Genomic DNA, 26497 nt, shown 5'->3' on the forward strand with positions numbered 1-26497 from the left:
GGTCGTCATCTCGGTCTGGACCTCGTTCCTTCAGGGACGCCAGCGCGGGTCGAAACCGCTGGTCAGTTTGCGTTTGTTGTGGCGCCACTTGGGCTCGTGGTTCACCATGTCGTTCGTCAGGCCGCGCAGTCGCCGGATGACCGCCCCGTAGGGCTTGACCAGCATCGACGACAGGGTGCCGCCGGGCGGCTCGTCCATGAACGGCATGAACGCGTCGGGGAAGCCCGGCATGGTGCAGCCGATGCAGATGCCGCCGACGTTCGGGCATCCGCCGATGCCCGCCATCCAGCCGCGCTTGGGCACGTTGCAGTTCACCACCGGACCCCAGCACCCGGTCTTCACCAGGCACTTGGGCGAGTTGTAGTCCGTGGCGAAGCCGGCCTGCTCGTAGTACGAGCCCCGGTCGCAGCCCTCGTGGACCGTCTTGCCGAACAGCCACTGCGGGCGCAGCATGTGATCCAGCGGCGGCGGCGGTGCCGATCCCGCCGCATGGTAGAGCACCCAGATCAGGGTCTCCATGAAGTTCTCCGGCTGGATGGGGCAGCCGGGCACGTTGACCACCGGCAGGCCGCTGTCCGCCTTGAAGTCCCAGCCCAGATAGTCGGCCAGCCCCATGCAGCCCGTCGGGTTCCCCGCCATCGCGTGGATGCCGCCGTAGGTGGCGCAGGTGCCGGCCGCCACCACCGCCCAGGCACGAGGGGCGAGTTGGTCGATCCACCAGTTCAGCGTCTGCGGTTCCCCGGTGTCGGGGTCGTTGCCGAACGACGTCCAGTAGCCGTCCCCCTCGATGATCCGCTGGTTCGGGACCGAGCCCTCGATGACCAGGATGAAGGGGGTCAACTCACCGCGTGCCGCGGCCCGGTAGGGGGCGAGGAAGTCCTCGCCGCCCAGGCTCGGCGAGAGCACCTTGTTGACCAGGTTCACCTTCGGCAGACCGGGGATCAGCCCCAGCACCACGTCCTCGATGGAGGGCTGGTCGGCCGCGGTGAGCGAGACGGTGTCGCCGTCGCAGCTCATGCCCTCGGAGATCCAGAGGATGGTGATCTCGTCGAAGCCCGGGCGCTCCTGGGGCGTCGCGGGCTCCCGGCTGACTTCAGCGGTGCCGCCTTGGGTCGTCATGTCGTCGGCCTCCCATGGAGTCGGTGGCGGAGTCGGTCGCGGCCGGCGGCCCGCGGACCGCGGCATGCCGGGACGGACGTCGCGGTACCGGCCGGACCGGCCGGGGAGAACGCGCGGTCCTCCGGGCCACGGCGGCGCGACGCACCCACCGGATCCCCTCACCAGGCTCACACCGGTCGGGGAGCACCGCTCGTTGGGTACGGGCAGTGGAGTGAACGGCGCCGCCGCCGCGCGGCCGGGACTCCTCGGCCGCGGTCCGTCAGAGCTCGGCGGCGGGCCAGCCGAGGAGGCGTGCGCCGATCACGGCGGTCTGGAGCGTGTAGCGGTGCACGGGGTCGGCCGGGTCGGCTCCGGTCAGCTTGTGGATGCGCTCCAGGCGGTAGGTGAAGGCGCGCACGCTGAGGTTGAGGCGGCGGGCGGCTTCCGCGGCCGTGCAGCCGGCGTCGAAGTAGGCGGTCAGGGTGTCCAGGAGCGGCTGGGCCCCGCCGCGGGCGGCCGTCAGCGGGCCCAGTGTGTCGCGGACCAGATCGGCCATGGCCTGCCGGTCGCGGGTCAGGACGGGATACACCAGGAGGTCGGCGGCCCGCAGGACGGGCTCCTGGAGGTCGAGCCGGTCGGCGAGTTCCAGGGCGTTGAGGGCCTCCTCGTAGGAGTGGACCACTCCCCCGGCGCCGGGGTGGGGGCGTCCGATGGCGACCCGGCCGTCGTCGGTGGAGGCGTACGCCTGCTTGGCGAAGAACGCCAGGACGTCGTCCTGGTCGCCCGGGGCGATGCAGATGAGCCGGCCGTCCTTGGTGGTGAGCAGGATGCGCCGGTCACCGAAGCGGGCGACCACCTCGGTCTCGACGTACCGGGTGGCCGGGTGCGTGTCGTCGACGGGCTCCCTGCCCTGGGCGACGGCCACCGCGTGGGCGCGGGAGAACAGCAGCCCGTAGCGTTCCGCGCGTTCGCCCAGCCGCCCGAGGTCGCTGCGGCCGTAGAGCAGGTCGTCGATGAACTCCCGGCGGGCGGCCTCCTCCTTGCGCATGGCGAGCTTCTGCGCGCGGTCGTGGCCCTCGGCGAACGCGTCGACGGCCTGCTCGACCGCGGCGAGAACCTGTTCGACGCCGGCGGACGCCAGCGCGGGCGCGAAGGCCCTCGCCTCGGCGAGGTGCCGGCGGACGAGCCGGCGCAGTCCGTGGCCGTCCTCCGCCGCCCGCTCCCCGTGGGCGCGCAGCAGGTCCAGTTCGTCCCGGGTCGGACGGCGTCCGGTGGCACAGACGTCGGCCAGGATCTGCACGTACCCCGTCAGATATTCGTCGGGCACCTCTGGCCCCGTCACTCGCGGCACCGTCACTCGCCCTCCCCTGATCCCCGTGATCCCCGCACGTCATCGGCGTCTGCTTGACGCACACGCGACAAGATTGGCAGACGGTTCCGCACGCCTCGCGGACGGACCGCGCCGTAGCCCCGCCGAGGCCGCGCCGTGTGACGCAACTCACCACAAGAATGCGGACAGCGACAGATAAACACGGCATAAGAGGGAATTTGGCCTTATAGGAGAACTCCACACTGGCAATCTCATGGAGAGGAGACGGCAGCGATGTCGTATCCGCAGCACTCCACCGGCATGAGCTCGCACCCGGAGATCGCCGAGATGCGAGAACGTCTCGAACGGACGGCCGCCAGCAACCGGGCGATCGCCATCGAGGGGCTGATCGTCCTGGCCGGTGTCTACGCCGCGATTTCACCCTGGGTGGTGCACTTCGCCGCCCAGCCGAATATCGCCGTCAACAACCTGATCATCGGCATCACCGTCGCCCTGGTCGGCCTCGGCCTCACCCTGGCCCCCGAGCGCATGTTCCGCCTGGCATGGATCGTCGCCCCGCTCGGCATCTGGCTGATCATCTCCCCCTGGGTCGTGACCGCGACCCACGGTTCCCGGGCCGGCATCATCTGGAACAACTGCTGGGTGGGCGCGATCACGGCCCTGCTGGGGCTCGCCGCCATGGGGCTCACCGTCGGGCTCGCCCGCCGCAGCCGCCGGTGACGCCGAGCGCGCGCCCGAGCGGTGACGCCCGTACGTCCACAACGAAGGGACCCGGCCACAAAGGTTTCCCGGCCGTGGGCCGTATCCCGCAGATGAGCGGGTACGGCCCACTGGCATGATCAACAACCCATGGGGTTAGCATATGAGCGCCGCCTAGCTCGAAAGATAAATCTGTGACTGTCAACGACGACTCGTTCACCAACTGGAAGCACCGCGAAGAGATCGCGGAGTCGATGATCCCGATGATCGGGAAGCTGCACCGGGAGCGGGACGTCACCGTCCTCCTCCACAGCCGCTCCCTGGTGAACAAGTCGGTGGTGAGCATCCTCAAGACCCACCGGTTCGCCCGTCAGATCGCCGGTGCGGAGCTGTCCGTCACCGAGACGCTCCCCTTCCTGCGGGCCCTCACCACGCTCGACCTCGGGCCGTCCCAGATAGACATCGGCATGCTGGCCGCGACGTACCGCGAGGACGACCGCGGCCTGTCGGTGGAGGAGTTCACCGCCGAGGCCGTCGCCGGCGCCACGGGTGCCAACAAGATCGACAGCCGCGAGGGACGCGACGTCGTCCTCTACGGCTTCGGCCGCATCGGCCGGCTCGTGGCCCGCCTGCTCATCGAGAAGGCCGGCTCCGGCAACGGTCTGCGCCTGCGCGCCATCGTCGTCCGCGGGGGCGGCGGGCGGGCCGGCGAGGACCTCGTAAAGCGCGCCTCGCTGCTGCGCCGCGACTCCATCCACGGCCAGTTCCAGGGCACGATCACCGTCGACGAGGCGAACAGCTCGATCATCGCCAACGGCAACGAGATCAAGGTGATCCACGCCGACGACCCGAGTTCGGTGGACTACACGGCGTACGGCATCAAGGACGCCATCCTCATCGACAACACCGGCAAGTGGCGCGACCGCGAGGGCCTGTCCAAGCACCTGCGCCCCGGCATCGACAAGGTCGTGCTGACCGCGCCGGGCAAGGGAGACGTCCCCAACATCGTCCACGGCGTCAACCACGACACGATCAAGCCGGACGAGCAGATCCTGTCCTGCGCCTCCTGCACCACCAACGCGATCGTCCCGCCGCTGAAGGCCATGGACGACGAGTACGGCGTGCTGCGCGGCCACGTGGAGACCGTCCACTCGTTCACCAACGACCAGAACCTGCTGGACAACTACCACAAGGCCGAGCGTCGCGGCCGCTCCGCGCCGCTCAACATGGTCATCACCGAGACCGGCGCCGCCTCCGCCGTGGCCAAGGCGCTGCCCGACCTCACGGCGAAGATCACAGGCAGCTCGATCCGCGTGCCGGTGCCGGACGTCTCGATCGCGATCCTCAACCTGCAACTGGCGCGCGGGACCAGCCGCGAGGAGGTCCTGGACTACCTGCGCGACGTGTCGCTGACCTCGCCGCTCAAGCGGCAGATCGACTTCACCAGCGCCCCCGACGCGGTCTCCAGCGACTTCATCGGCTCGCGCCACGCCTCGATCGTTGACGCCGGCGCCACCAAGGTCGAGGGCGACAACGCGATCCTCTACCTCTGGTACGACAACGAGTTCGGCTACTCCTGCCAGGTCATCCGCGTCGTCCAGCACGTCTCCGGGGTGGAGTACCCGACCTACCCGGCGCCCGCGGTCTGACCCGCACCCCTTTGTCCGGCGGCGGGCCGCGGTGTGTGAGACTGCGCCCATGATTCGCACCGCGACCCCCGCCGACGTCCCCGTCATCCACGCCCTGATCTGCGAACTGGCCGAGTACGAGAAGGCCTTGGACGAGGTACGGGCCACGCCGGAGCAGCTCGCCGAGGCCCTGTTCGGCGAGCGCCCCGCGGCGTTCGCGCACATCGCGCAGGACGCGGACGGCGACGTGGTGGGCTTCGCCCTGTGGTTCCTCAACTTCTCCACCTGGCGGGGCGTGCACGGCATCTACCTGGAGGACCTCTACGTCCGCCCGGAGGCGCGCGGCGGAGGGTACGGCCGGGCCCTGCTGACGGAACTGGCGCGGGTGTGCGTCGAGCGCGGGTACGAGCGCCTGGAGTGGTCGGTCCTGAACTGGAACCGGCCGGCGATCGGCTTCTACGAGGCCCTGGGGGCACGCCCGCAGGACGAGTGGACGGTCTACCGGCTGACCGACGAGCCGCTGAAGGCACTCGGGGCGGGAGCGTAGCCGCAGCCGCCGCGACGGGCGTACGGCCGGACCCCGCGGCCGGCCCACCCGCTCTGCTGCCCGCCCCCGCGTTGCCCGCCTCCCCGTTGCGCGTCTCCCCGCGCTGCCCGTTTCCCGGGCGGCGGGACACCGCCCCCGATGGCAACATGGCTGGTGGCGGTCCTGGCTGGTGGGGGCCCTGCCCGTGGATGAGGATGAAGGCATGGGCATCAACGGCGCGAGCGGTACGAACCCGAGCGATCCGTTCAGCACGACCACGGCGGTGGCGGTCATCGACGCCGACGGGCTGATCACCTACTGGAGTCAGGGAGCCCAGGACCTGCTCGGCTACTCCGCCATCGAGGTCGTCCGGCATCCCGCGCGGGCGCTGCTGCGCGGCCACGACCCGATCGCCGCGATGTCCCGGCTGTGCCGGGGCGATCACGCGGGGGACGCGGTGGTCACGGTCCGTCACCGCGCGGGCCACGCGGTGCGGCTCGCCGTGCGGGTGTGCCCGCTGCTCACCGCCGACGGCCGCCGCGACTGGCTGATCCTCGGCGCGGGCACCCCGGCCGGCACCGCTCCCGCGGACCGCGCCCCTGCCGACTACGCCAGGCCCGGCGCCACCCGGACCGCTGCCGCCGCCGTGGACTCCGAGGCGACCCGCCCCACCCCGGCCGGCGCCCGTGCGGGCCACCGGGCCTCGCCCGTCGTGACCCGGTACGCCCGGCGGAGGATGGTCTCCGGGCAGCCTCAGGTCACCGTGGCGCACGCGCCGTTCCGGCGCGGGAAGCCGGGGCGGGCGGGCCGCGAGTGCTCCCGGCCACGCTCCTTCTTCCCGCTGCACGACGGCGCGGGCGGAACGCTCGGCATCTGCTACGCCGCCCGGAAGGCCACCGTGCCGGACCCCACCCGTGAGCGGCTGGTGCTGCTGAACGCCGCCGCCGAACACATCGGAACCACACTGGACCTCGGCCGGACGGTCCAGGAGCTCGCGGAGGTCGCCGTCCCGCAGCTCGCCGACTTCGTGGCCATCGACCTGCTGGACGTCGCGACGACGGGCAAGGGGCCGCCCTCCCGCTCGCCGGACGGCCCGGTCACGCTGCGCCGGGCGGCCCATCTGTCGATCCGGCCGGACCTGCCCAAGGTGATCGCCGAGGTCGGCGAACCCATCCAGTACCCGTCAGGTTCGCTGCAGAACAGGTGCCTGGCCACCGGGGAGCCCAGCCGCGAGGCCCTCGGCCCGGGGACGCCCTGGCTCCCCGACGACCCGGTGCGGTGGACCGGGATCAACCGGTTCGGGGTGCACACGCACCTGGTGCTGCCGCTCCGGGCCCGCGGCGTCACCATGGGCGTGGTGACCCTCCTGCGCTGGGAGAACCCCGACCCCTTCACCGAGGACGACCAGCTCCTGATCGAGGATCTGGTGGCACGGGCCGCCGTGTGCGTGGACAACGCCCGGCGCTACGCCCGGGAGCACCAGGCCGCGCTCACCCTCCAGACCAGCCTGCTGCCACCCAACCTGCCCCGGCACAACGCCGTCGAGGTCGCCCACCGCTATCTCCCCGCCGACGCGGAGTCGGGGGTGGGCGGGGACTGGTACGACGTCATCCCGCTCTCCGGTGCCCGGGTCGCGCTGGTGGTGGGCGACGTGATCGGGCACGGTCTGCACGCCGCGGCCAGCATGGGCCGGCTGCGCGCCGCCGTGCAGACGCTGGCCGACCTGGACCAGTCCCCGGACGAGCTGCTGGCGCACGTGAACGACCTGGTGATGCGCCTGTCGGACGAGGCGGAGGCGGCCGCCGAGGGCCCGGCCGCGGCTGGCGCGACCTGCGTGTACGCCATCTACGACCCCATCGCCCGGACGATGGTCGTGGCCCGCGCCGGACACCCCAGCCCGGCCGTCGCGCACCTGACCGAGCCCGTGGAGTTCCCCGACATCCCCGCCGGCCCGCCCCTGGGGCTCGGCGGCCTGCCGTTCGAGTCGGCCGAGATCCCACTGGAGGAGGGCAGCGTCGTCGCCCTCTACACCGACGGGCTGATCCAGGCGGCGGAACAGGACGTCGACATCGGGATCGAGCGGCTGTGCTTCGCCCTGGCCCACCCCGACCGGCCGCTGGAGGAGATCTGCGACATCATGGTCCGCGCCCTGCTGGCCGACCGGCCCCGGGACGACGTCGCCTTCCTCGTCGCCAGGACATGCGTCCTCAGCCCCGACAGGGTGGCGTCCTGGGACGTGCCCGACGACCCGTCGGCCGTGCGCGTGGTGCGCGACGACGTCAGCGACCGGCTGTCGCAGTGGGGCCTGGACGAACTGGCCTTCACCACCGAGCTGATCGTCAGTGAACTGGTCACCAACGCCATCCGGCACGCCCGCGGGCCGATCGGTCTGCGGCTCATCCACGAGTCCACCCTGATCTGCGAGGTCTCCGACGGCGGCCACACCTCCCCGCACCTGCGGCGCGCACGCAGCACGGACGAGGGCGGACGGGGCCTGTTCCTGGTCGCCCAGCTCGCCCAGCACTGGGGCACCCGGTACACCGGCTCCGGCAAGACGATCTGGACGGAGCAGCCCCTCCCCGGTGATATTTAGGCAAAACCGCCTATACACCCAGGGAAAGACCGCTCTATATAGGGATGGAGCAGACATACCGGTCGCCCGGTGGGGAAGCACGGTGTTAGAACTGAGAGCATGGTCGGTTCTTCCCGCCAGCCCCGGGGGGCAGCGCAACCGCCGTTCGGTGAGCGGCGGTCGGACGGTGGAGCCCGCCCCCCGGCGACCTGGACGGCCCGGAGCGCCACCGGACTTCGTTTTCCACCGTCCTGGCGGCCCGGCACGGTGGCCGCGCAGGTCTTCCTTCTGCAGGTGATCGTCGTACTGGTGCTCGTCGCCGCGGCCACCACCGCCGTGGTGCTCCAGCGGCGGTACGACGGGGAGAACATCGCCAAGGCACGCTCCCTGGCCGTCGCGGAGGCGTTCGCCCAGGCACCCGGCACGGCCGTGGCCCTCCAGTCGCCCGATCCGTCGGCGCTGCTGAGGATCCCGGCGGAGAAGGCACAGCTCAGTTCCGGCGTCGACTTCATCTCCGTACTGAACAGGCGGGGCGTGCGGCTCACCGACCCGGAGCCGCGGCTGATCGGCACGCCGGCCCAGGAGGTCGGCCGCGCCATCGCGGGCAAGACCTTCACCGAGACGTTCCACGGCAGCCCGACCGACTCCGTACGCGCGGTGGTGCCCGTGGTGGGCGCCGGCCGGCACGTGATCGGCATCGTCACCGCGGGAATCGAGTACCAGACCCTGGGGCACCTGCTGGACCAGCAGATCCCGATGGTGCTGGACGCGGCGGCGCTGGCCGTGGTGCTCGCGACCGGCGGCACCTTCCTCATCACCCGGCGGCTGCGCCGGCAGACCCGCGGTCTCGGCCCCACCGAGATGACCCGCATGTACGAGCACCACGACGCCGTGCTGCACGCGGTGCGCGAGGGCGTACTGATCGTCGACGCCGACGGACGGCTGCTGCTCGCCAACGACGAGGCGCACCGGCTGCTCGGCCTCCCCCGCGACGCCGACCAGCGGCACGTCACGGACCTGGGCCTCGGGCCGGAGATGACGCGGCTGCTGAAGTCGGGCGAGGTCGCGTCCGACGCGGTGTTCCCGGCCGGGGACCGGCTGCTGGCGGTCAACACCCGGCGCACCACCCCGTACGGCAACGCGCCGGGCCTGGTGGCCAGCTTCCGCGACACCACCGAACTGCGGGCCCTGTCGGGCCGGGCGGAGCTGGCCCGGGAACGGCTGACACTGCTCTACGAGGCCGGGGTGCGGATCGGCACGACACTGGACGTACGCCGTACCGCGCAGGAACTCGCCGAGGTGGCGGTTCCGCGGGTGGCGGACATCGTCACCGTGGAACTCCTGGAGTCCGTGCTGCACGGCGACGAGCCGACCGGAACGATGCAGCGGATGCGCCGGACCGCGCTGCACGAGGCGAACGCGCGCAGTCCCCTGCAGCCGGTGGGCGACCTCATCCAGTTCGTGGTGGCCGACACGTCGATGGGGGCCGCGCTGCAGCGCGGCAGGGCGGTGCTGGTGCCGGACCTGCACCACGCGCAGGACTGGCGCTCCCGTGATCCCCAGGGCGCGGTCCGGGTGCTCGAACACGGCATCCATTCGCTGATCACCGTGCCCGTGAGGGCGCGGGGCGTGCCCCTCGGCATGGTCAACTTCTGGCGCGGCGCGGGCTCGCCGCGGTTCGAGGAGGAGGACGTCGCGGTCACCGAGGAGCTGGTGGCCCGGGCGGCGGTGGCGATCGACAACGCACGCCGCTACTCCCGCGAGCACGCGATGGCGGTGACGCTTCAGCGCAGTCTGCTCCCGCGGGACCTGCCCGACCAGGACGCGCTTGAGGTGGCGTGGCGGTACCGGCCGGCCCAGTCCGGTGTGGGCGGCGACTGGTTCGATGTCATCCCCCTGCCCGGCTTCCGGGTGGCGCTGGTGGTCGGCGACGTCGTGGGGCACGGGCTGCACGCGGCGGTGACGATGGGGCGGCTGCGCACGGCGGTGCTGAACTTCTCGTCCCTGGACCTGCCGCCCGAGGAGCTGCTGGGTCATCTGGACGAGATGGTGATGCGCCTTGACACCCAGACGGCGAGCGCGGACGGCGAGGTGTCGGCGGTCACGGGGGCCACGTGTCTGTACGCCATCTACGACCCGGTGGGCGGGCACTGCGCCATCTCCCGCGCGGGACACGTCGTACCGGCCGTGGTGGACCCCGTGGGGCGGGTGACCTTCCCGGACCTTCCCCTGGCGCCGCCCCTGGGGGTGGGCGGACATCCGTTCGAGTCGGGTGAGCTGAGCCTGCCGGAGGGCAGCCGGCTCGTGCTGTTCACCGATGGCCTGGTCGAGGACCGCCGACGGGACATCGACGAGGGGCTCTCGTTGCTCGCCGAGACCGTCGCGCCCGCGGACCGTACGCCGGAGGAGACCTGCCAGGCGCTGATGGAGGTGATGCTGCCGGAGCACCCGAGCGACGACGTGGCCCTGCTCGTCGCCCGGACGCGGCTGCTCGACCCCTCGCGGGTGGCGGTCTGGGACGTGCCGTTCGACGTGGAGGCGGTCTCCCGGGTGCGCGGGGAGGTCACCCGGCGGCTGTACGACTGGGGTCTTGAGGAGTCCTCCTTCGCAACGGAGCTGGTGCTCAGCGAGCTGCTGACCAACGCCATCCGCTACGGCGCCGAGCCGCTGCGGGTCAGGATCCTGCTCGGGCGCACGCTGATCTGCGAGGTGTCGGACGGCAGCAGCACCTCGCCGCACCTCAAGCGGGCGGCGACCACCGACGAGGGCGGCCGGGGCCTGTTCCTGGTCTCGCAGTTCGCGGACCGGTGGGGCACGCGCTACGTACCGCACGGCAAGGTGATCTGGGCGGAACTGAGCCTGGACGGCCGCCCGGAGCCGGACCCGGAGGCACTCCTGGACGCGATGGCATGGTGAACGAACCGACACCCGCACCTCCCGCCCCGATGCCGCCCGTCGAGACCGCCGGGCGGGATTTGGCACGCGTGAGGCCGGACGCCGGGTCGGTCCCGGGGAGCCGGGCCTGTTGTCGGGGGGTCATACGGGGAGGCGGCGGGCGATGGGCGCCGGGGACCGGGACGGTGACCCACGTATGTCGTGGGGTCGGCGGGGCGGCCGCGGCGGCGGGCCGCAGTTCCACATTCGCGAGGCTCCGCCCGGGCGGACCTGCCCCCGGGCGAGCCGTCGGCGCTCGCACAGCGGCGCGCCGCAAGTGCGCTTCCACGGGCCACCGCCCCGACGTCCCTGCCACCGAGCCAGCAATGCCCGCTCGCACAGCGACGGACCGCAGCCGCGCGACCACCGGCCACCACCCCGACGGACCTACCCCCGGGCCAGCCATCGGCGCTCGCACAGCGACGGACCGCAGCCGCGCAACCACCGGCCACCACCCCGACGTCCCTGCCACCGAGCCAGCAATGCCCGCTCGCACAGCGACGCGCCGCAGCTCCGCGACCACGGGTCGCCGCCCCGGCGGACCTGTCCCCGGGTGCGCCAGGCCCGCTCGCTCGGTGCCGGGTGGCCGGGGCCACCCGAACAGGCGCCCGGCGCACGGGGCACCCCGGGGCTTCCGTGTTCGCGGGCCGGGCGGCGGCGGGGCGGGCCCGCAGCGGCCGGACGGGGCGTCGTCCCCGGCCGGTGAGCCGGGTGACTGCGCTCGCACGGCATGCCGCAGCGGTGCACTGTGGTAGGCGTGAGTTCCTGGCAGGGGCGTTTCGCCGACCGGGCGCAGGGGCGGCAGTCAGGCCACATACTGTTGCTGATCCCGGTCGCGCTCATCGTCCTCATCACCGTGTCCGACATCGTGGCCCCGTCCGACATCGTGCTCGGGCCCCTGTTGGTGATAGCTCCGGCGATCACCGCCTGGTTCGAGGGACCGTGGTTCACCGGGGTCGTCGGCGCCGCCGCGGTGGCGGCCCAGGGATTCGCCGGCTGGCGGCTGGGCATCCTGCCGTCCCGGGAAGTGTTCGTGCAGATGATCGCCCTCGCGGTGCTCTCCCTGCTGGTCGTGGCCCTCTGCGCGGTCCGCGACCGCCGCGCCCGCGAGCTGGCCCAGGTCCGGTCGGTCGCCGAAGCCGCCCAGCGGGTGCTGCTGTGGCCCCTGCCGACCCGGCTGGGCCCGCTTCAGCTCGCCTCCCTGTATCTGGCCGCCGAGGACGAGGCGTCGATCGGCGGCGATCTCTACGCGGCCGCCCGCACCGACAGCGGCGCCCGGGTGATGATCGGCGACGTGCGCGGCAAAGGACTGCCCGCCATCGGGGAGGCCGCCCTGCTGCTCGGCGCCTTCCGCGAGGCCGCTCACCACCACGCCGCGCTGCCCTCCCTCGCCGCCTCCCTGGAGCGGAGCATCACCCGCTACCTGTCCGACTTCGAACCGGAGGAGGAGGCCGGGGAGCGCTTCGTCACCGCCCTGCTGATCGAGATCCCGGACGACGAACCGATCGTGCGGCTGACCAGTTGCGGTCATGTGGCGCCGCTGCTGCTGAGACCGGACCGGTCGGTGACGATGCCGGATCTCAGTCCCGCCCCGCCGCTCGGGGTGGGCCTGACCGACCCGAACGGCTCCGTCGTCGACGTCCTGCCCTTCGGTCTCGGCGACACCCTGCTGCTCTACACCGACGGGGCCGTCGAGGCCCGTGACGGCGGCGGTGTCTTCTACCCGCTGGTCGAGCGGACGGCCCAGTGGGCCGACGGCTCCCCGGAGTCCCTGCTCCACCACGTCCAGCGCGACCTGCTCGCCCACACCGGCGGGCGCCTCGACGACGACGTGGCCCTGATCGCGATCCGCCGTGTGCCGGCCGCGCCCACGGCACACCGCTTCGGCCGGATGGTGCAGGCCCAGGCCCAGGCCCCCAACTGAACGGTGCCGCCAGGGAGATCCGCCCCGGGGACTTGCCAAGATGATCACCAAGTTTCGTATAGTGACCGGCAGTTGACAACACGTGCAACTGGCGAGTGCCAGGCTCTGTCCAGGAAGGCGACACCACCTCATGACCGGCCAGACCACCGCGGACGACAAGCTCACCTGGCTCCTGGAGGGCCTGCTGGAGCGGACCCCGGGCGCACGGCACGCGCTCGTGCTGTCCCGCGACGGACTGAAGCTGTGCCGCACCCCCGAGCTCACCCCCGACCAGGCCGACCAGCTCGCCGCGATCGCCGCCGGCATCCAGTCCCTGTCCCACGGCGCGTCCGTCGAGTTCGGCGACGGCACCGGCGGGGTCCGCTCGGCGATGACCGAGTTCTACGGAGGGGTGCTGTTCATCGTCGAGGCCGGCGAGGGCGCGCATCTGGCGCTGATCACCACCGAGGACGCGGACGCCGGGCTCGTCGGGCACACCATGAGCGAACTCGTGGAGCAGCTCGGCGAGCACCTCACCGCGCCGCCGCGCGACTCCTGAGCAGCCGCGCGCACGCCCGATTCAGAAACGCCGGCACTGAGTCCGATGGAACGGAGCGGTTGGACTTCAGGATCATGCTGGAGCAAGGTGGGGGCGTCCCCCCGGTCCCGGGGAGACGCCCCTCATCGCACCACTCGGAGACCACCCGATGACCTACGTCGCGGATGCTGAGCGTTACCACGGCACCATGCGCTACCGGCGCACCGGGCAGTCAGGGCTCGACCTGCCCGTCCTCTCGCTGGGCTACTGGCACAACTTCGGCGACGACCGGCCTTTCGAGACCCAGCGCGAGATCGCCCTGCGCGCCTTCGACCTGGGCATCACCCACCACGACCTGGCGAACAACTACGGCCCGCCCTACGGCTCGGCGGAGATCAACTTCGGCCGCCTGATGAAGCAGGACCTCGCGCCGTACCGGGACGAGATGGTGATCTCCACCAAGGCGGGCTGGGACATGTGGCCCGGCCCGTACGGCCAGGGCGGCGGCTCCCGCAAGTACCTGCTCGCCTCCCTGGACCAGTCGCTCCAGCGCATGGGCCTGGACTACGTCGACATCTTCTACTCCCACCGGCTGGACGCGAGCACGCCGCTCGAGGAGACGATGGGCGCCCTGGACACCGCCGTCCGCCAGGGCAAGGCCCTGTACGTCGGCATCTCCTCCTACGACGCCGAGCGCAGCCGGCAGGCCGCCGCCATCCTGCGCGAGCTGGGCACCCCGCTGCTCATCCACCAGCCCTCGTACAGCATGGTCAACCGCTGGATCGAGAACGAGGGACTGCTCGACGTCGCGGAGGAGGAGGGTTTTGGCGTCATCGGTTTCACGGCCCTGGCCCAGGGGCTGCTGACCGGGCGCTACCTCGACGGCGTGCCGGAGGACTCGCGGGCCGCTCAGGGCACCTCCTTCGACCGCGCCTGGCTGTCCGAGGACATGCTGCGCAGGCTGCGCGCCCTGAACGACGTCGCGGCCCGCCGCGGGCAGACCCTCGCCCAGACGGCGCTCGCCTGGGCCCTGCGCGACGAGCGCGTCACCTCCCTGGTGATCGGCGCCTCCCGGGTGGAGCAGCTGGAGCAGAACGTGGCCGCGCTCGACCGCATGGACTTCAGCGCCGAGGAGCTGGCCGAGATCGACAAGCACGCCACCGACGGCGGCGTCGACCTGTGGCGGACCGCGCGCACCGGACAACTCGGCTGACCCGCGCCCGATCAGGGTCGTGAACCGGGCTCCTGCGGGTACTCGTCGCCCCTGCCGTTCCGCGGCGGGACATCCGTCCCGCCGCAGATCCGCGAGACAGGAGGCGCAGATGAGCACGGTCAAGGAAACAGTGGAAGTCGACGTCCCCGTCCACGCCGCCTACAACCAGTGGACGCAGTTCGAGCAGTTCCCGAGGTTCATGGAGGGTGTCGAGGAGGTCAGGCAGCTCGACGACAGCCACAACCGCTGGACCACCAGGATCGGTGGCGTGCGCAGGGAGTTCGACACCGAGATCGTCGACCAGCTGCCCGACGAGCGCATCACGTGGCGCAGCACGACCGGCGACACCCGGCAGAAGGGCTCGGTCCGCTTCGAGCGCGTCGACGACACGCACACCCGTGTCGAACTGGTCATGGAGGTGGAGCCCAGCGGCGCCGTGGAGACGGCCGGGGACATGCTGGGCGTGGTCGACCGGCGCGTCAAGGGGGACATGAAGCGCTTCAAGCAGTACATCGAGGAGCACGGAGGCGAGACGGGGGCCTGGCGTGGCCGTATCCGTCCCGAGGACGCCGGCCCCGGCCCCTCCCTCTGAAGAGCCCGGCGGCATACGCCGAGCCCGGCCGCTCCGCGCCCCGGTCGCCCCCACGGTCCTTCGAGGACCCGGGGAGGCGCCGGGGCGCGTCCGCGCGTTCTCTCAACCCACCTGGCAGGCGGCTCCGTTGAGCGTGAAGGACGCCGGGCTCCCGGTGTTCCCGGTGTGGTTGGCCTGGAAGCCCAGGGTGGTGGAGGCTCCGGGGGCCAGGGTCGCGTTGTAGGAGACGTTGCGGGCGGTGACGGCCCCGTTCGCCGGGGAGAAGGTGGCGTTCCAGCCGGAGGTGATGGTCTGGCCGGCCGGCAGGGTGAAGGCCAGCGCCCATCCGTCGATCGGCGCGGCGCCGGTGTTGGTCACCGTGATGGACGCGGTGAGCCCGGTGTTCCAGGCGCTGGTCGTGTAGGCCACCCGGCAGGCGCCCGCCGGCGGTGTGGTGGCAGGGTCGGTCGGCGGCGGCGTGGTCGTGGAGTCCAGGCCGAAGAAGGAGATGGCACGGGCGGCCATGCCCGAGGTCGGCAGGGTGTGCCCGGCGCCCTGGACGCTGACGGCCTCGACGGGTGCCTGGGTGCCGGTGCCGCCGTAGCGCGTACGGGTCCAGGTGGACTGCGGATGATCGGTGAGGGCGGGGGTCTGGCTCACGCCCAGGACGTCGGTCCACTGCTTGATCTCTTCACCGAAGTTCGGGTAACGCAGGGTGGGGTCCTCGGTGCCGTGCCAGACCTGCATGCGTGGCCGGGGCCCGGTGTAGCCGGGGTAGGCACCGCGGGCCAGGTCGCCCCATTGCTGAGGTGTCCTGATCACGGTGCCGCCTGCGCAGGCGCTGTTCCACTCGGAGCCGTCGGTGGTGGCGAAGCAGCCGAAGGGCACGCCCATGAAGGCGGCGCCGGCCTTGAACACGTCGGGGTAGTCGCCGAGCAGGACGTTGGTCATCATCGCCCCCGAGGAGGCGCCGGTGACGAAGACGCGCGACGGGTCGGCCCCGTAGTGCTGCTGGGCGTAGGTGACCATCGACATGATGCCGACCGGGTCGCTCCCGCCGCCGCGCTTGAGCGCCTGGGGGGAGGACACGTCGAAGCAGCCGCCGCTGCGCGTGGCCGAGGGGTAGACGACGAGGAAGCCGTACCGGTCGGCGAGCGAGGCGAACTCGGTGCCCGAGTGGAACGCGGGCCCGGAGCCGGTGCAGTAGTGCACGGCCACGAGCACCGCGGGCCGGGCCGGGGCGCTGTCCGGGCGGTAGACGTACATGCGCAGGTTGCTCGGGTTCGCGCCGAAGCCGGTCACCTCCGTCAGCGCGGCCGCGTGGGCGCTCGGCGCGGCCAGCAGGAGTGCCGCGAGCAGGGGCGTCACACCCGCGAGCAGGGCCGTCAGCAAGGTGCGGAGTCCGGGCCTTCTTCGGGTTCGGGGCATGTCGGCATCCTTTGGCTCGAAACTTTCGCAGCGATTTCGGGAAGGCGCCGCGTCACGCTAGAGGCGCCGCACCCCCGCGTCAACCACCGGGATCACCCGTAACTCGCAAAGGGATAAAGGGAAGAGCGACCTTCGGCCATCCCTCGATCCATCATGCGCGAACCGTTGACCGGCCCCCGATCTGTTCGTAACCTGCGCGTCACATTCGACCTTGACAGCGAAACTTTCGAGAAACGGAGATGGCATGACCATGCCCAGACGGGCGGCGCAGGCGTTCACCGCCGTCCTGCTCGCCGCTTCCACCGTCACCGCCCTGTCGCACACCGCCGCGGCCGCCGACACACTGGGGTCCGCCGCGGCCGGAAAGGGCCGTTACTTCGGTACCGCCGTCGCCGCGAACCACCTCGGCGAATCCGCCTACGCCAGCACACTCGACCGTGAGTTCAACCAGGTCACGCCCGAGAACGAGATGAAGTGGGACGCCACCGAGGGCTCCCGCAACACCTTCACCTTCGGCAACGCCGACCAGATCGTCAGCCACGCGCAGAGCCAGAACATGAAAGTCCGCGGGCACACGCTGGTGTGGCACTCCCAGCTCCCCTCCTGGGTCTCGGGCCTGGGCGCGACCGACCTGCGCTCGGCGATGAACAACCACATCACCCAGGTCATGCAGCACTACAAGGGCAAGATCTACGCCTGGGACGTGGTCAACGAGGCGTACCAGGACGGCTCCAGCGGGGCCCTGCGCAGCTCCCCGTTCGCGGACAAGCTCGGCAGCGGCTTCATCGAGGAGGCCTTCCGCACGGCCCGCAGCGTCGACCCGAACGCCAAGCTCTGCTACAACGACTACAACACCGACGGCGTCAACGCGAAGAGCAACGCGGTCTACGCCATGGTCAAGGACTTCAAGTCCCGCGGCGTGCCGATCGACTGCGTGGGCTTCCAGTCCCACTTCAACAGCGCCTCCCCCGTCCCGTCCGACTACCAGGCCAATCTGCAGCGCTTCGCCGACCTCGGGGTGGACGTGCAGATCACCGAGCTCGACATCGAGGGCTCCGGCACCGCCCAGGCCAACAACTACTCGAACGTCGTCAAGGCCTGCCTCGCGGTGACCCGCTGCACGGGCCTCACCGTCTGGGGGGTCACCGACAAGTACTCGTGGCGCAGCAGCGGCACTCCCCTCCTGTTCGACTCCAACTACGGCAAGAAGCCCGCGTACGACGCGGCCCTCGCCGCGCTCGGCGGGACGGGCACCCCCGGGGGCGGGGACGGCGGCAACCCCGGTGGCAACGCCACCTGCACGGTCTCCTTCGCCAGGACCTCGGACTGGAACGACGGCTACAACGGCGAGGTCACCGTGAAGGCGGGCTCCGCCCCGATCAACGGCTGGACCGTGACGCTCACCTTCGCCACGCCGCAGAAGGTCGCCAGCCTGTGGAACGGCACCCCCAGCTGGGACAGCAGCGGCACCGTCATGACCGTGCGCGCCGCCTCCTACAACTCCAGTCTCGCGGCGGGCGCCTCGACCAGCTTCGGCTTCACCGCGGCGAAGAACGGCAACAACTCCACACCGACGCTCGGAGCCTGCACGGCGTCCTGACCGGGCCGGGCCACGTCACGCACGACCGGGGCGCGTCTCGCGCCCCGGTCGTGCCCGTACGCGGCGGCCTGCGGCCTCGCTGACATGCCCTTGCCTGGAGCAATGCCGAGGCGGTGGCGGTGCGACACAGCAGGCTGGTCGTCCTGATCAAGCCCGCCGGGAGTACCTGTGAACAGGCCGCCTGAGTCTTTCCGCGAGGATCGCCGTCCGCGCGAGCCGAGGGGACGGTCGCAGGTGCCGGCCCAGCCCCTGTGGCTGCGCTGGCTGCCGGTCTTCTATGTCGTGGTGGTCCTCGCCGTCGAACCGGTCACCCCGGCGCTGTGGCCCGTGAGTTTCGTGCTCACCGCCCTGCCGCTGGTGGCCGCCTTCGGGTACGGCCCCGCCGTGGTCGCCGGCGTCGCGGTGTTCGCCATCGTCCTGGAGGGCGTCCTGGCCGGCACCCCGTGCTGTGCGGGCCGCTCCGTGGGCAATCTCTGGGACCGCCACTACGTGGCCAACTACATCTGCACCTTCGTGGTGGGCATCCTCGGCACGATCCTCGCGGCGCACCGTGCGCGCCGGGAGCAGACCCTCGCCACGGTGCGTTCCGTGGCGGAGACCGCGCAGCGCGTCTTACTGCGCCCGGTCCCCCACCGGCTCGGCCAGGTCGCCGTGGAGACCCTGTACCTCTCGGCGGCGGCCGAGGCGCGGATCGGCGGCGATCTGTACGAGGCGGTGGCGACGGCGTACGGAGTGCGGCTGCTCGTCGGCGACGTCCGCGGCAAGGGCCTGGTCGCCGTGGAGACGGCCGCCACGATGCTCGGAGCCTTCCGCGAGGCCGCGCCCGACGAGCCCGATCTGGCCGGTCTGGCCCGGCGGATGGAGCGCAGCATGAGCCGCTACGCCGCGCAGTTGCCCGGCACCGAGGCGGCCGAGCGCTTCGTGACGGCGGTGTTCGCGGAGATCCCCGACCACGAGCACGTCGTGCGTCTCGTCAACTGCGGCCACCCGCCTCCGCTGCTCATCGGCGGCGGCCGGGTCGGCGAACTGGATCCGACCGAGCCCTCGCCGCCCATCAACCTCGGCGGGCTGCTCGGCGACATGTACCAGGTGGACGTCGTGCCCTTCCGGCCCGGCGACACGTTGCTGCTCTACACCGACGGGGTCACCGAGACCCGCGATGCCACCGGCGCCTTCTACCCGCTCGCCGAGCGCGTGCGGCCGTGGACCGGCCTTCCGCCCGGCACGCTCCTGGAACGCCTGCACGCGGATCTGCTCGTCTACAGCGACGGACGCCTCGACGACGACCTCGCCGCCCTCGCCGCCCACCGGCTCCCGGCGGAGCCCCGCCCCTGAGCGGCGGCCGGGACGGCCCACCGCGGATTCACGGGACCCATGAGACCTCACCGGGGCGGGCCGGCAGGGCCAGGTGGGCGAGGTCGGCCGGTCGCGGCGACGTCACCGGCCACAAGGGGGCCGGGGTGCCGTCGGCGACCGCGGCCGGGGCGTCGGTAAGGTTCATGCGGTCACGCAGACGGCCGTAGAAGTCCATGGGGCCGAGGCGGACGGCCCGCAGCCGGCGCGACGCGGCGTAGACGCCGATCCAGTCGCCGGGGTCGAGCACACCGCGCAACTGGCCGTCGATGGTGACGGCGGCCTGGCCCGAGCGTTCCAGGACGCGCAGGCCGATCGGTTCGTCGGGCGCGGCCACGACGGACCGGTTGAAGACCATGTGCGGGGCGACCGGGGTGAAGACGAGGGCGTCCGCGCGGGGCGAGACGACCGGGCCCCCGGCGGCGAAGCTGTAGGCCGTGGAGCCGGTCGGGGTGGCGACCAGCAGGGCGTCGGCCGAATAGGACGCCAGGAGCCGGCCCGCGAGGTAGACGCCGACGGACACCTGCCGGTCCCGGGCCAGCTTCTCCAGCACGACGTCGTTCAGCGCAGTGACGTTCAGCGGGATGCCCCAGTCGCCGCCGGCCTGGCAGTCGGCGCGCACCCGCGGTGGCGGCAGGAGGGGGCGGCGGCCGTAGCGCATCAGCTCCTCGATGTCGGCCGGCACCTCCAGGCGGCGCGAGGCGCGCAGGTTGAGCATCATCCGGCTCTCCACCGTGAGGCGCTCCGCGACGACGGCGTCGAGCGCGGCCCGCACGACCGTGACGGGAACCTCCGTGAGGAAGCCGACCCGGCCGAGGTCGACGCCCAGGACCAGGGCGTCGTTCACGGCGGCCAGCCGGGCGCCGCGCAGGAACGTGCCGTCGCCGCCGAGGGTGACGACGAGGTCCGGGTCGCCCGCGGCCTCGATCTCCTCCCGGGCGCTGCGCCGCCCTCCGTCGTGCCACACGTCGATGTCCGCGCACCCCACGCCGTGCCCGTCGCACCACTCGCGCACGGTGCGGGCGGCGACCGCGGCCTCACCGCGCCCGCCGTGGACGACCAGGCCGATACGACGCACCGTCACCTCTGCCTCCGGAGATCCGCGCACCCGGGCCGGCTCCGGCTCGATGCCGGACGCCGTCCTCTGTCCGACCCCGTTCGGCCGCACTGGCCGACTCGCGGGCAGCATGCACGAGTTCCCCTGCCTCACCTACGGAAACACCGAGATTCCCAGGGTGTGTTCCCGCGTATGCCGGGCATTCGAAGGTCCGGAGGTTGATATCCATGGTTCCCTTGCTGCTCGTTCTCCTGCTCGCCCTGATCCTCTTCGGCGCCGGGTTCGCTCTGAAGGCGCTGTGGTGGATCGCGATCATCGTGCTCGTGCTGTGGCTGCTCGGTTTCGTCGCACGGTCCGAGGGCGCCGGCGGCCGGAGGGGCCGCTGGTACCGCTGGTGACGGCGGCCGCCGTGCGTCGCGGCGGCCGGAGCGGAGCCGTGCGCCCGGCGATCGTGCCGGGCGCACTGTTCTGCCCGGCTCCGCCCGGGGCCGTCAGCCCGCCCACGCCAGGAGCCGTTCGCCCGGCTCCTGTTCCCTGAGCTGGGCCAGTGACTGCTTCTCCAGCTGGCGTACGCGCTCACGGGTCAGGCCCACGTGCTGCGCGACCTCGTTCAGGGTGCGCTGGTGCCCGTCGTGCAGGCCGTACCGCAGGCTGAGGATGAGTGCCTCGCGCGGCGCCAGGGTGTCGACGGCCTCCCGCAGTTCCTCGGCCAGCGCCTGGTACTCGGCGACCTCGGGGGCCTGCAGCACCTCCGTGTCGGGGATGAGATCGCCGACCACCGTCTCGCCGGTGTCGTCCACCGGCATGTCCAGGCTGATCACCTGCCGGCCGACGCGGCGCAGCCAGACGACCCTGTCCTCGGCGAGGCCGCTCTCCTGGGCGACCTCCTCGACGGTCGGCTCGTGTTCGAGGCGCAGTTGCAGCTTCCGTTCGATCTTGGCGAGCTTCTGCAACTGCTCCACGACGTGCATCGGCAGCCGCACGGAACGCGCGTGCGTGGCGAGGCCGCGCTCCATCGCCTGACGGATCCACCAGGTGGCGTAGGTGGAGAACTTGAACCCCTTGGTGTGGTCGAACTTCTCCACGGCCCGGATGAGCCCGAGGTTGCCCTCCTGGATGACGTCGAGGAGCGGCAGCCCGCGGTGGGCGTGCCGTTTGGCCATGGCCACGACGAGCCGGAGGTTGGCCCGCACCATGTGGTCCTTGGCCTCCTGGCCGTCATGGACGGCGGACTCCAGTTCCCGCCTGCGCTCCGGCGCGAGCTCACGGCCGTCCTCGTCGGCCTGCCGCAGTTCCTCCGTGGCCTGCAGACCGGCTTCGATGCACCGGGCGAGCCGCACCTCGCCCTCCGCGTCGAGCAGCGGGGTCAGCCCGATCTGGCGCAGGTACTGACCGAGCAGATCGGGTTCTCCGTCGAGTTCGGGCATCGCGTCGTACCGCTTGGTGGCACGGGCCGACACCCGTCGTCCGGTGCGTGGGGACGCCGCCGTCCTCTGCTTCGCGGGAGCCATCACGCGCTCCTCATCTCGTCGCGGGCGCCGTTCGGGTACCCGGAGCGGCCGCGAGCCATACGTGCGGCGGACGAGGGGGCGGGCGTCAGGCCCCGGCGGCCCTCCGGCCGATGCGCACCTGCCAGCGCTCGGGCCCCGATTCGAGGCAGTCCCAGGTGAACGCGCCGGGGTGGGTGGCTTCGAACTCGCGGCGCAGGGGCTTGGGGTCGTGATTGTTGACCAGGGTGAACGCCTCACCGGGCCCCAGCCGGGCGAAGCGGGCGAAGATGCGCGGGTGGCGCCTGCCGTGCGGGATCGAGGTGACGTCGACGACGGCAGGCCGGTCGAGCCGGCCGCCGTCGAGCAGGGTCTCGAAGTCCGCGGCCAGGATCGGCAGGTCTGCGCCGGGCAGGAGGGCGAGCGCGGGCAGCAGCACGTCCTGTTCGACGGCGAGATGGACGGTGAGGAGGCTCGCGATGTCCCGGGCGGCATCGGCCGCGGAGTCCGCGTCGTCGGCCGCGGCGAGCGCGTCGATCCCGGCGCCGACGGCGGCCGAGGTGGTCCGCAGGGCCCTGATCAGCAGCCGCGTCTCGGCCGCGCCCTCGGCCGGCGCGTAGAGCGCCTCGTCGCTCGCCGCCAGGTGGCGGCGCACCTCCCCGGTGCAGAAGTCGGTCAGGGCCACTCGTGCCTGTTCCCGGTCGGTGCGGCCCAGCCGGAGTTCGGTCAGCAGCGCCGTCCTGGACCGCAGCGCGCCGAGCATGCGGCGCCGCGCGGCCAGGATCGCGGCCTCGGCCAGGACGGCCGGGTCGGTCGTGGTGTTGCGGATGTGGACCTCGAAGGACTGTCCCACGGCTGTCCCCTTCTCGTGCGCGCTCGTCGCCCCACGCCGACCCCGGCGTTTCCCCCATTATTACATGGGCTATTCGTGAAAATACCGCGGCACGTCCCTCCGCCCACGGCCCGCGGCGGAGGGACCCGAAGGACCGCCAGGTCAGGAGGTCTTGGTGACCGTCAGCAGGGCCGCGGCGTCCTCGACGGCCTCCAGGCTGTGCCGGGACTGCGGCACGATGAGCAGGTCCCCCGCCATGCCCTCCCACGACGTGTCGCCGCTGCGCAGCACCACGCGCCCGCGCAGCACCAGCACGGTCGCCTCACCGGGGTTGTCGTGCTCGGCGAGGGCCGTGCCGGCGCGCAGGGTGATGAGCGTCTGACGCAGTACGTGTTCGTGACCGCCGTAGACGGTCTCCGCGCTGCGGCCGGCCGAGGATGCCTCGGCGCGTCCGAGGTGCTCACGGGCGAGGGCGTCGAGGGAGATCTTCTGCATCACGGTGACTCTTCCTCACGAGGGGACCTGAGCTGGGCAGTTCCGTAGCGTACGCCGGTGCGCCGCCGCCTTCGGGCTTTCCCGCTCCGGCTCGTGGCGGGCGGAGGGAGGCCGCCGTCTCCTCACCCGGCGTAGGGTGGCCGTGCCGGGCCCGTACGGTGAGTGAGGACGAACGACGGACACCGTCGAGCACCGGCCCTGCCGGGAGGTGCCCCATGTCGGACAAACCATGGCGGCCGGAGCCGGAGGAGGCGGCCGGCCCTGGGGCGGCCGCGGCCCCGGAGAGCGGCCGGACGCCGGGTGGTGAGGCCGTCGAGGAGCTGAGCGCCCAGATCCGGCAGCTCAGCCTGGACCGCCGCAGGCTGCACTGTCTGCTGGACGCGGTGGTGGCCATCAGCGCCGACATGGACACCCGCACCGTGCTGCGGCACCTGGTGCGGGCGGGCACCGATCTCGTCGCCGCGCGCTACGGCGCCCTCGGCGTGCTCAGCGAGGGCGGGGAGATCATCGACCTGATCACCGTCGGCGCCGCCGACGCCGAGCGCCTCCTGGCCGAATCGGGGCTGCCGCAGAGCCATGGGCTGCTGGGCCGGCTGATCGAGGAGCCCAAGCCGCTGCGGGTCGACGACATCGCCGCCGACTCCCGCTCGGTCGGCTTCCCGGAGGGCCACCCGGTCATGACCACGCTGCTCGGGGTCCCGCTGACCGTGCGCGGCACCGTCTACGGCAACCTCTATCTGGCGGACAAGGAGGACGGCACGCCCTTCGCCGACGCCGACGAGGCCCTGCTCACCGCGCTGGCCAGCGCCGCGAGCGTCAGCATCGAGAACTCCCGCCTGTACGGACGGCTCAAGCGGTCCGCCGAGCAGTTCCAGCGGCGTCTGCTGCCGGTGCTGCCCGACCTGTCCCCGCTGCTCGTGGAGGCCCGCTACGAGCCGGCGTCCGAGCTTCCGCACCTCGGCGGTGACTGGTACGACGCCCTCGGGCTGCCCGACGGGGCGGTCCTCCTCGTCGTCGGTGACGTGACCGGCCACGACGTGGAGGCGGCACCGCTGATGGGCCAGATCCGCAACATGCTGCGGGCCCTGGCCGTCGACCGGTGCGGGCCGCCCAGCCTGGTCGTGGAACGGCTCGACCGGGCACTGACCGCGTTCGACGAGCCACCGGCCGCCACCCTGGTCCTCGCCCGCATCGAGCGGGAGCCGGCCGCCGGGTACGTCCTGAGCTGGACCAACGCGGGACACCCACCGCCGCTGCTGATCACCGCGGACGGCGCGGCCCAGTGGCTCGCCCCGGAGGCGCACGGCATCCCGGTCGGCGTCCAGCCGGGTCTGCCTCGTCCCGACCACCGGCACGTACTGCCCCCGCAGAGCACCCTGCTGCTGTTCACCGACGGCCTGATCGAGCGCCGTGACCGGGACATCGACACCGGTCTGTGGGACCTGGCGGACCATGCCGCCGCCCTGGCCTCCGCCCCGCTGGAGGCCCTGTGCGACGCGCTGCTCGGCCGCCAGGACGGCTACGACGACGACGTGGCGCTGCTGGCCCTGCGCGTGCCGCGCCCGCCGGACTGAGCGGGCCCCCGGGCGACCGCCGCCACTCCCCCGGACGGCCCAACTGCGCTGGGCAGGAGGGGGAGAGGGCGCGTGAGCGGTGGGCGGGTGGTGGAAGGCATGGCGAACCTGCGAGTCCGAGGAGAGCCAGATGCCGGATGCTGTGGTCGAGGGTGCCGTGGGCGGCGACGGTACCGTGCCGGTCGGCTCCGGCGGGCGGCCCTTCGAGGAGGTGGGCGCGGTCGCCGACGCCGTCCTCTACGAGGGCTACCTGCTCTATCCGTACCGCCGCTCCTCCCCCAAGAACCGCGTCCGGTGGCAGTTCGGGGTCCTGCTGCCACGGAGTTGGGTGGAGCGCGACGGGCCTGTCACGGTCGGCGTGTCCGGCTCCGCCGACTCCTGGTACCAGCGGACCGAGTGCCTGCTGCGGGTCCACGCGCCGGACGCCGTCCTGCGGATCCGGGTGCGTTACCTCCAGGCGCAGCACAAGCAGGTGGAGGAGACCGGCCCGGACGGCGGACACCGTCCCGTCGAGTCGCTGCGGGCCGGCGACGGCACGACGCATCTGACCTTCGACGAGGCGGTGCCGCGCGAGACCGACCTCGTCGTACCGCTGGAGGACCTGCTGCGGCGGGAGCACACCGCCCCCGTGGGAGCGGCGGCCGGCGAGGAGAGCGAGCCGCTGCCCGGGGGCGCCGGGCGGATCGTACGGCGGCGCGCGGAGATCCGGGCGGACACCACGCTCACGGCCGAGCGGCTCGCGGACGGCCTGGTCCGGCTGCGCGTGCGCACCGAGAACACCGGCCACGCGGCCGATCCGCGGGCCCCGCGGGACACGGCGGTGCGCCAGGCGCTCATCGCCACGCACACCCTCATCGGCGGCACGGGCGTGGAGTTCGTCTCGCTGACCGACCCGCCCGCGGACCTGGTGCCGCACGTGCGCGACTGCCGCAACGCGTTCACCTTCCCCGTGCTCGGCGGCGCACCGTCCGCCCCGGGCGGCGCGCACGACACGCGGTCGCCGGACGGCGACACCGGCCCCGTGCTGCTGTCCGCGCCGATCATCCTGCCCGACCGCCCGCAGGTCGCGCCCGAGAGTCCGGGCGACCTGCACGACGCGGCGGAGATCGACGAGATCCTGACCCTGCGGACGATGCTCCTGACCGACGAGGAGAAGCGCGAGGCACGCGCCACCGACCCGCGCGCCGCCGAGATCCTGGACCGGGTGGACAACATGCCGCCGGAGGTCCTGTCCCGGCTGCACGGCGCCATCCGCTCGCTGGCTCCCGCCGCGCCCGCCGCCACGGGCGGCCTCGCCATGGAGGAGCGGCCCGCCTGGTGGCAGGAGGGCGGTGACGACGGCCTCTCCCCCACCACCGAGACGGTGCCCGTCGACGGCGTGCCCGTGGGAGGCGGCAGCCGTGTCCGGCTGCGTCCTCGGAGCCGGGGCGCCGACGCCCAGGACATGTTCCTGGCCGGGCGCACCGCGCGCGTCGCCGCGGTCTTCCACGACGTGGACGGCAGCGTGCACCTCGCCGTCACCCTCGACGACGACCCCGCGGCCGAACTGCACACCTGGTACGGCCGCTTCCACTACTTCCGGCCCGACGAGCTGGAGCCGTACACCGCCACCGACCCCCGGAACCCGAACAGTGAGGGGCAGTAAGTCACATGACCACT

General features: G+C 72.3%; 21 protein-coding genes. 14 read left to right on the forward strand and 7 right to left on the reverse strand.

Annotation, left to right across the window (positions count from 1 at the left end):
- Window positions 1-30: 30 nt before the first annotated feature.
- Together ACF09J_RS35375 and ACF09J_RS35380 are read right to left on the reverse strand one after the other, a co-directional pair.
- Window positions 31-1119, reverse strand: coding sequence for a hydrogenase expression protein HypE (locus ACF09J_RS35375; RefSeq protein WP_392309566.1), 1089 nt, complete (start codon window positions 1117-1119; stop codon window positions 31-33).
- A gap of 259 nt (window positions 1120-1378) precedes the next feature.
- A complete protein-coding gene (locus ACF09J_RS35380) occupies window positions 1379-2440 on the reverse strand; it encodes a PucR family transcriptional regulator (protein WP_392309567.1) in 1062 nt (353 codons plus the stop codon).
- A 261-nt stretch (window positions 2441-2701) separates the two neighbouring features.
- On the opposite strand from ACF09J_RS35380, the gene ACF09J_RS35385 reads away from it, so the two are divergent.
- The 9 genes from ACF09J_RS35385 to ACF09J_RS35425 all read left to right on the forward strand — a co-directional run bounded on the left by ACF09J_RS35385 (window position 2702) and on the right by ACF09J_RS35425 (window position 15033).
- Window positions 2702-3148 (forward strand): SPW repeat protein, encoded by a 447-nt coding sequence (locus tag ACF09J_RS35385; protein ID WP_392309568.1) that lies wholly within the window; start codon window positions 2702-2704, stop codon window positions 3146-3148.
- Between the two features lie 173 nt (window positions 3149-3321).
- On the forward strand, window positions 3322-4776 hold the full coding sequence (locus ACF09J_RS35390; protein WP_392309569.1) for a glyceraldehyde-3-phosphate dehydrogenase: 1455 nt from the start codon (window positions 3322-3324) through the stop codon (window positions 4774-4776).
- Window positions 4777-4825: 49 nt separating this feature from the next.
- Window positions 4826-5302 carry a GNAT family N-acetyltransferase gene (locus tag ACF09J_RS35395; RefSeq protein ID WP_326805706.1) on the forward strand — a complete coding sequence of 159 codons (477 nt, stop codon included), beginning with the start codon at window positions 4826-4828 and terminating at the stop codon, window positions 5300-5302.
- Window positions 5303-5504: 202 nt separating this feature from the next.
- Complete coding sequence (locus tag ACF09J_RS35400; protein WP_392309570.1) at window positions 5505-7874, forward strand: SpoIIE family protein phosphatase; 2370 nt, start codon at window positions 5505-5507, stop codon at window positions 7872-7874.
- Between the two features lie 99 nt (window positions 7875-7973).
- Window positions 7974-10769 (forward strand): SpoIIE family protein phosphatase, encoded by a 2796-nt coding sequence (locus ACF09J_RS35405; RefSeq protein WP_392309571.1) that lies wholly within the window; start codon window positions 7974-7976, stop codon window positions 10767-10769.
- Between the two features lie 748 nt (window positions 10770-11517).
- Window positions 11518-12711 (forward strand): PP2C family protein-serine/threonine phosphatase, encoded by a 1194-nt coding sequence (locus ACF09J_RS35410; protein ID WP_392309572.1) that lies wholly within the window; start codon window positions 11518-11520, stop codon window positions 12709-12711.
- A gap of 130 nt (window positions 12712-12841) precedes the next feature.
- Window positions 12842-13249 carry a roadblock/LC7 domain-containing protein gene (locus ACF09J_RS35415; RefSeq protein ID WP_392309573.1) on the forward strand — a complete coding sequence of 136 codons (408 nt, stop codon included), beginning with the start codon at window positions 12842-12844 and terminating at the stop codon, window positions 13247-13249.
- 148 nt (window positions 13250-13397) lie between these two features.
- Window positions 13398-14441, forward strand: coding sequence for an L-glyceraldehyde 3-phosphate reductase (mgrA, locus tag ACF09J_RS35420; RefSeq protein ID WP_392309574.1), 1044 nt, complete (start codon window positions 13398-13400; stop codon window positions 14439-14441).
- Window positions 14442-14550: 109 nt separating this feature from the next.
- Complete coding sequence (locus ACF09J_RS35425; RefSeq protein ID WP_392309575.1) at window positions 14551-15033, forward strand: SRPBCC family protein; 483 nt, start codon at window positions 14551-14553, stop codon at window positions 15031-15033.
- A 102-nt stretch (window positions 15034-15135) separates the two neighbouring features.
- Here the strand turns inward: ACF09J_RS35425 and ACF09J_RS35430 are convergent, their stop codons facing one another.
- A complete protein-coding gene (locus tag ACF09J_RS35430) occupies window positions 15136-16440 on the reverse strand; it encodes a PHB depolymerase family esterase (protein ID WP_392309576.1) in 1305 nt (434 codons plus the stop codon).
- A 244-nt stretch (window positions 16441-16684) separates the two neighbouring features.
- Here ACF09J_RS35430 and ACF09J_RS35435 point away from each other — a divergent pair, with 244 nt between their 5' ends.
- Together ACF09J_RS35435 and ACF09J_RS35440 are read left to right on the forward strand one after the other, a co-directional pair.
- A complete protein-coding gene (locus tag ACF09J_RS35435) occupies window positions 16685-18040 on the forward strand; it encodes an endo-1,4-beta-xylanase (protein WP_392309577.1) in 1356 nt (451 codons plus the stop codon).
- A gap of 234 nt (window positions 18041-18274) precedes the next feature.
- Window positions 18275-19375 (forward strand): PP2C family protein-serine/threonine phosphatase, encoded by a 1101-nt coding sequence (locus ACF09J_RS35440; RefSeq protein WP_392309578.1) that lies wholly within the window; start codon window positions 18275-18277, stop codon window positions 19373-19375.
- A 28-nt stretch (window positions 19376-19403) separates the two neighbouring features.
- Here ACF09J_RS35440 and ACF09J_RS35445 read toward each other — a convergent pair whose 3' ends face one another.
- The gene (locus tag ACF09J_RS35445; RefSeq protein WP_392309579.1) at window positions 19404-20477 is read right to left on the reverse strand and encodes an NAD(+)/NADH kinase; all 1074 of its coding nucleotides are present in this window, start codon (window positions 20475-20477) and stop codon (window positions 19404-19406) included.
- Window positions 20478-20677: 200 nt separating this feature from the next.
- On the opposite strand from ACF09J_RS35445, the gene ACF09J_RS35450 reads away from it, so the two are divergent.
- Window positions 20678-20848 (forward strand): hydrophobic protein, encoded by a 171-nt coding sequence (locus tag ACF09J_RS35450; protein WP_326805696.1) that lies wholly within the window; start codon window positions 20678-20680, stop codon window positions 20846-20848.
- Between the two features lie 93 nt (window positions 20849-20941).
- On the opposite strand, the gene ACF09J_RS35455 is transcribed toward ACF09J_RS35450, so the two are convergent.
- The 3 genes from ACF09J_RS35455 to ACF09J_RS35465 all read right to left on the reverse strand — a co-directional run bounded on the left by ACF09J_RS35455 (window position 20942) and on the right by ACF09J_RS35465 (window position 23264).
- A complete protein-coding gene (locus ACF09J_RS35455) occupies window positions 20942-21877 on the reverse strand; it encodes a sigma-70 family RNA polymerase sigma factor (RefSeq protein WP_392309584.1) in 936 nt (311 codons plus the stop codon).
- Between the two features lie 169 nt (window positions 21878-22046).
- On the reverse strand, window positions 22047-22790 hold the full coding sequence (locus tag ACF09J_RS35460) for a DUF2249 domain-containing protein (protein ID WP_392309580.1): 744 nt from the start codon (window positions 22788-22790) through the stop codon (window positions 22047-22049).
- A 141-nt stretch (window positions 22791-22931) separates the two neighbouring features.
- The gene (locus ACF09J_RS35465; protein ID WP_392309581.1) at window positions 22932-23264 is read right to left on the reverse strand and encodes a cupin domain-containing protein; all 333 of its coding nucleotides are present in this window, start codon (window positions 23262-23264) and stop codon (window positions 22932-22934) included.
- Window positions 23265-23479: 215 nt separating this feature from the next.
- On the opposite strand from ACF09J_RS35465, the gene ACF09J_RS35470 reads away from it, so the two are divergent.
- Complete coding sequence (locus ACF09J_RS35470; RefSeq protein ID WP_392309582.1) at window positions 23480-24838, forward strand: PP2C family protein-serine/threonine phosphatase; 1359 nt, start codon at window positions 23480-23482, stop codon at window positions 24836-24838.
- Window positions 24839-24968: 130 nt separating this feature from the next.
- The gene (locus ACF09J_RS35475; protein WP_392309583.1) at window positions 24969-26483 is read left to right on the forward strand and encodes a hypothetical protein; all 1515 of its coding nucleotides are present in this window, start codon (window positions 24969-24971) and stop codon (window positions 26481-26483) included.
- Window positions 26484-26497 lie beyond the last annotated feature (14 nt).

Source organism: Streptomyces sp. NPDC014889, assembly GCF_043081205.1.
Lineage (GTDB): Bacteria > Actinomycetota > Actinomycetes > Streptomycetales > Streptomycetaceae > Streptomyces.

What these genes read in the sequence shown, in the direction of transcription:
- ACF09J_RS35425 (WP_392309575.1), top strand. Translation starts at nt 14,551, where the DNA reads ATGAGCACGGTCAAGGAAACAGTGGAAGTCGACGTCCCCGTCCACGCC.
- ACF09J_RS35450 (WP_326805696.1), top strand. Translation starts at nt 20,678, where the DNA reads ATGGTTCCCTTGCTGCTCGTTCTCCTGCTCGCCCTGATCCTCTTCGGC.
- ACF09J_RS35395 (WP_326805706.1), top strand. Translation starts at nt 4,826, where the DNA reads ATGATTCGCACCGCGACCCCCGCCGACGTCCCCGTCATCCACGCCCTG.
- ACF09J_RS35375 (WP_392309566.1), bottom strand. Translation starts at nt 1,119, where the DNA reads ATGACGACCCAAGGCGGCACCGCTGAAGTCAGCCGGGAGCCCGCGACG.
- ACF09J_RS35435 (WP_392309577.1), top strand. Translation starts at nt 16,685, where the DNA reads ATGACCATGCCCAGACGGGCGGCGCAGGCGTTCACCGCCGTCCTGCTC.
- ACF09J_RS35405 (WP_392309571.1), top strand. Translation starts at nt 7,974, where the DNA reads ATGGTCGGTTCTTCCCGCCAGCCCCGGGGGGCAGCGCAACCGCCGTTC.
- ACF09J_RS35430 (WP_392309576.1), bottom strand. Translation starts at nt 16,440, where the DNA reads ATGCCCCGAACCCGAAGAAGGCCCGGACTCCGCACCTTGCTGACGGCC.
- ACF09J_RS35475 (WP_392309583.1), top strand. Translation starts at nt 24,969, where the DNA reads ATGCCGGATGCTGTGGTCGAGGGTGCCGTGGGCGGCGACGGTACCGTG.
- mgrA (WP_392309574.1), top strand. Translation starts at nt 13,398, where the DNA reads ATGACCTACGTCGCGGATGCTGAGCGTTACCACGGCACCATGCGCTAC.
- ACF09J_RS35465 (WP_392309581.1), bottom strand. Translation starts at nt 23,264, where the DNA reads ATGCAGAAGATCTCCCTCGACGCCCTCGCCCGTGAGCACCTCGGACGC.
- ACF09J_RS35385 (WP_392309568.1), top strand. Translation starts at nt 2,702, where the DNA reads ATGTCGTATCCGCAGCACTCCACCGGCATGAGCTCGCACCCGGAGATC.
- ACF09J_RS35455 (WP_392309584.1), bottom strand. Translation starts at nt 21,877, where the DNA reads ATGCCCGAACTCGACGGAGAACCCGATCTGCTCGGTCAGTACCTGCGC.
- ACF09J_RS35470 (WP_392309582.1), top strand. Translation starts at nt 23,480, where the DNA reads ATGTCGGACAAACCATGGCGGCCGGAGCCGGAGGAGGCGGCCGGCCCT.
- ACF09J_RS35415 (WP_392309573.1), top strand. Translation starts at nt 12,842, where the DNA reads ATGACCGGCCAGACCACCGCGGACGACAAGCTCACCTGGCTCCTGGAG.
- ACF09J_RS35400 (WP_392309570.1), top strand. Translation starts at nt 5,505, where the DNA reads ATGGGCATCAACGGCGCGAGCGGTACGAACCCGAGCGATCCGTTCAGC.
- ACF09J_RS35410 (WP_392309572.1), top strand. Translation starts at nt 11,518, where the DNA reads ATGCCGCAGCGGTGCACTGTGGTAGGCGTGAGTTCCTGGCAGGGGCGT.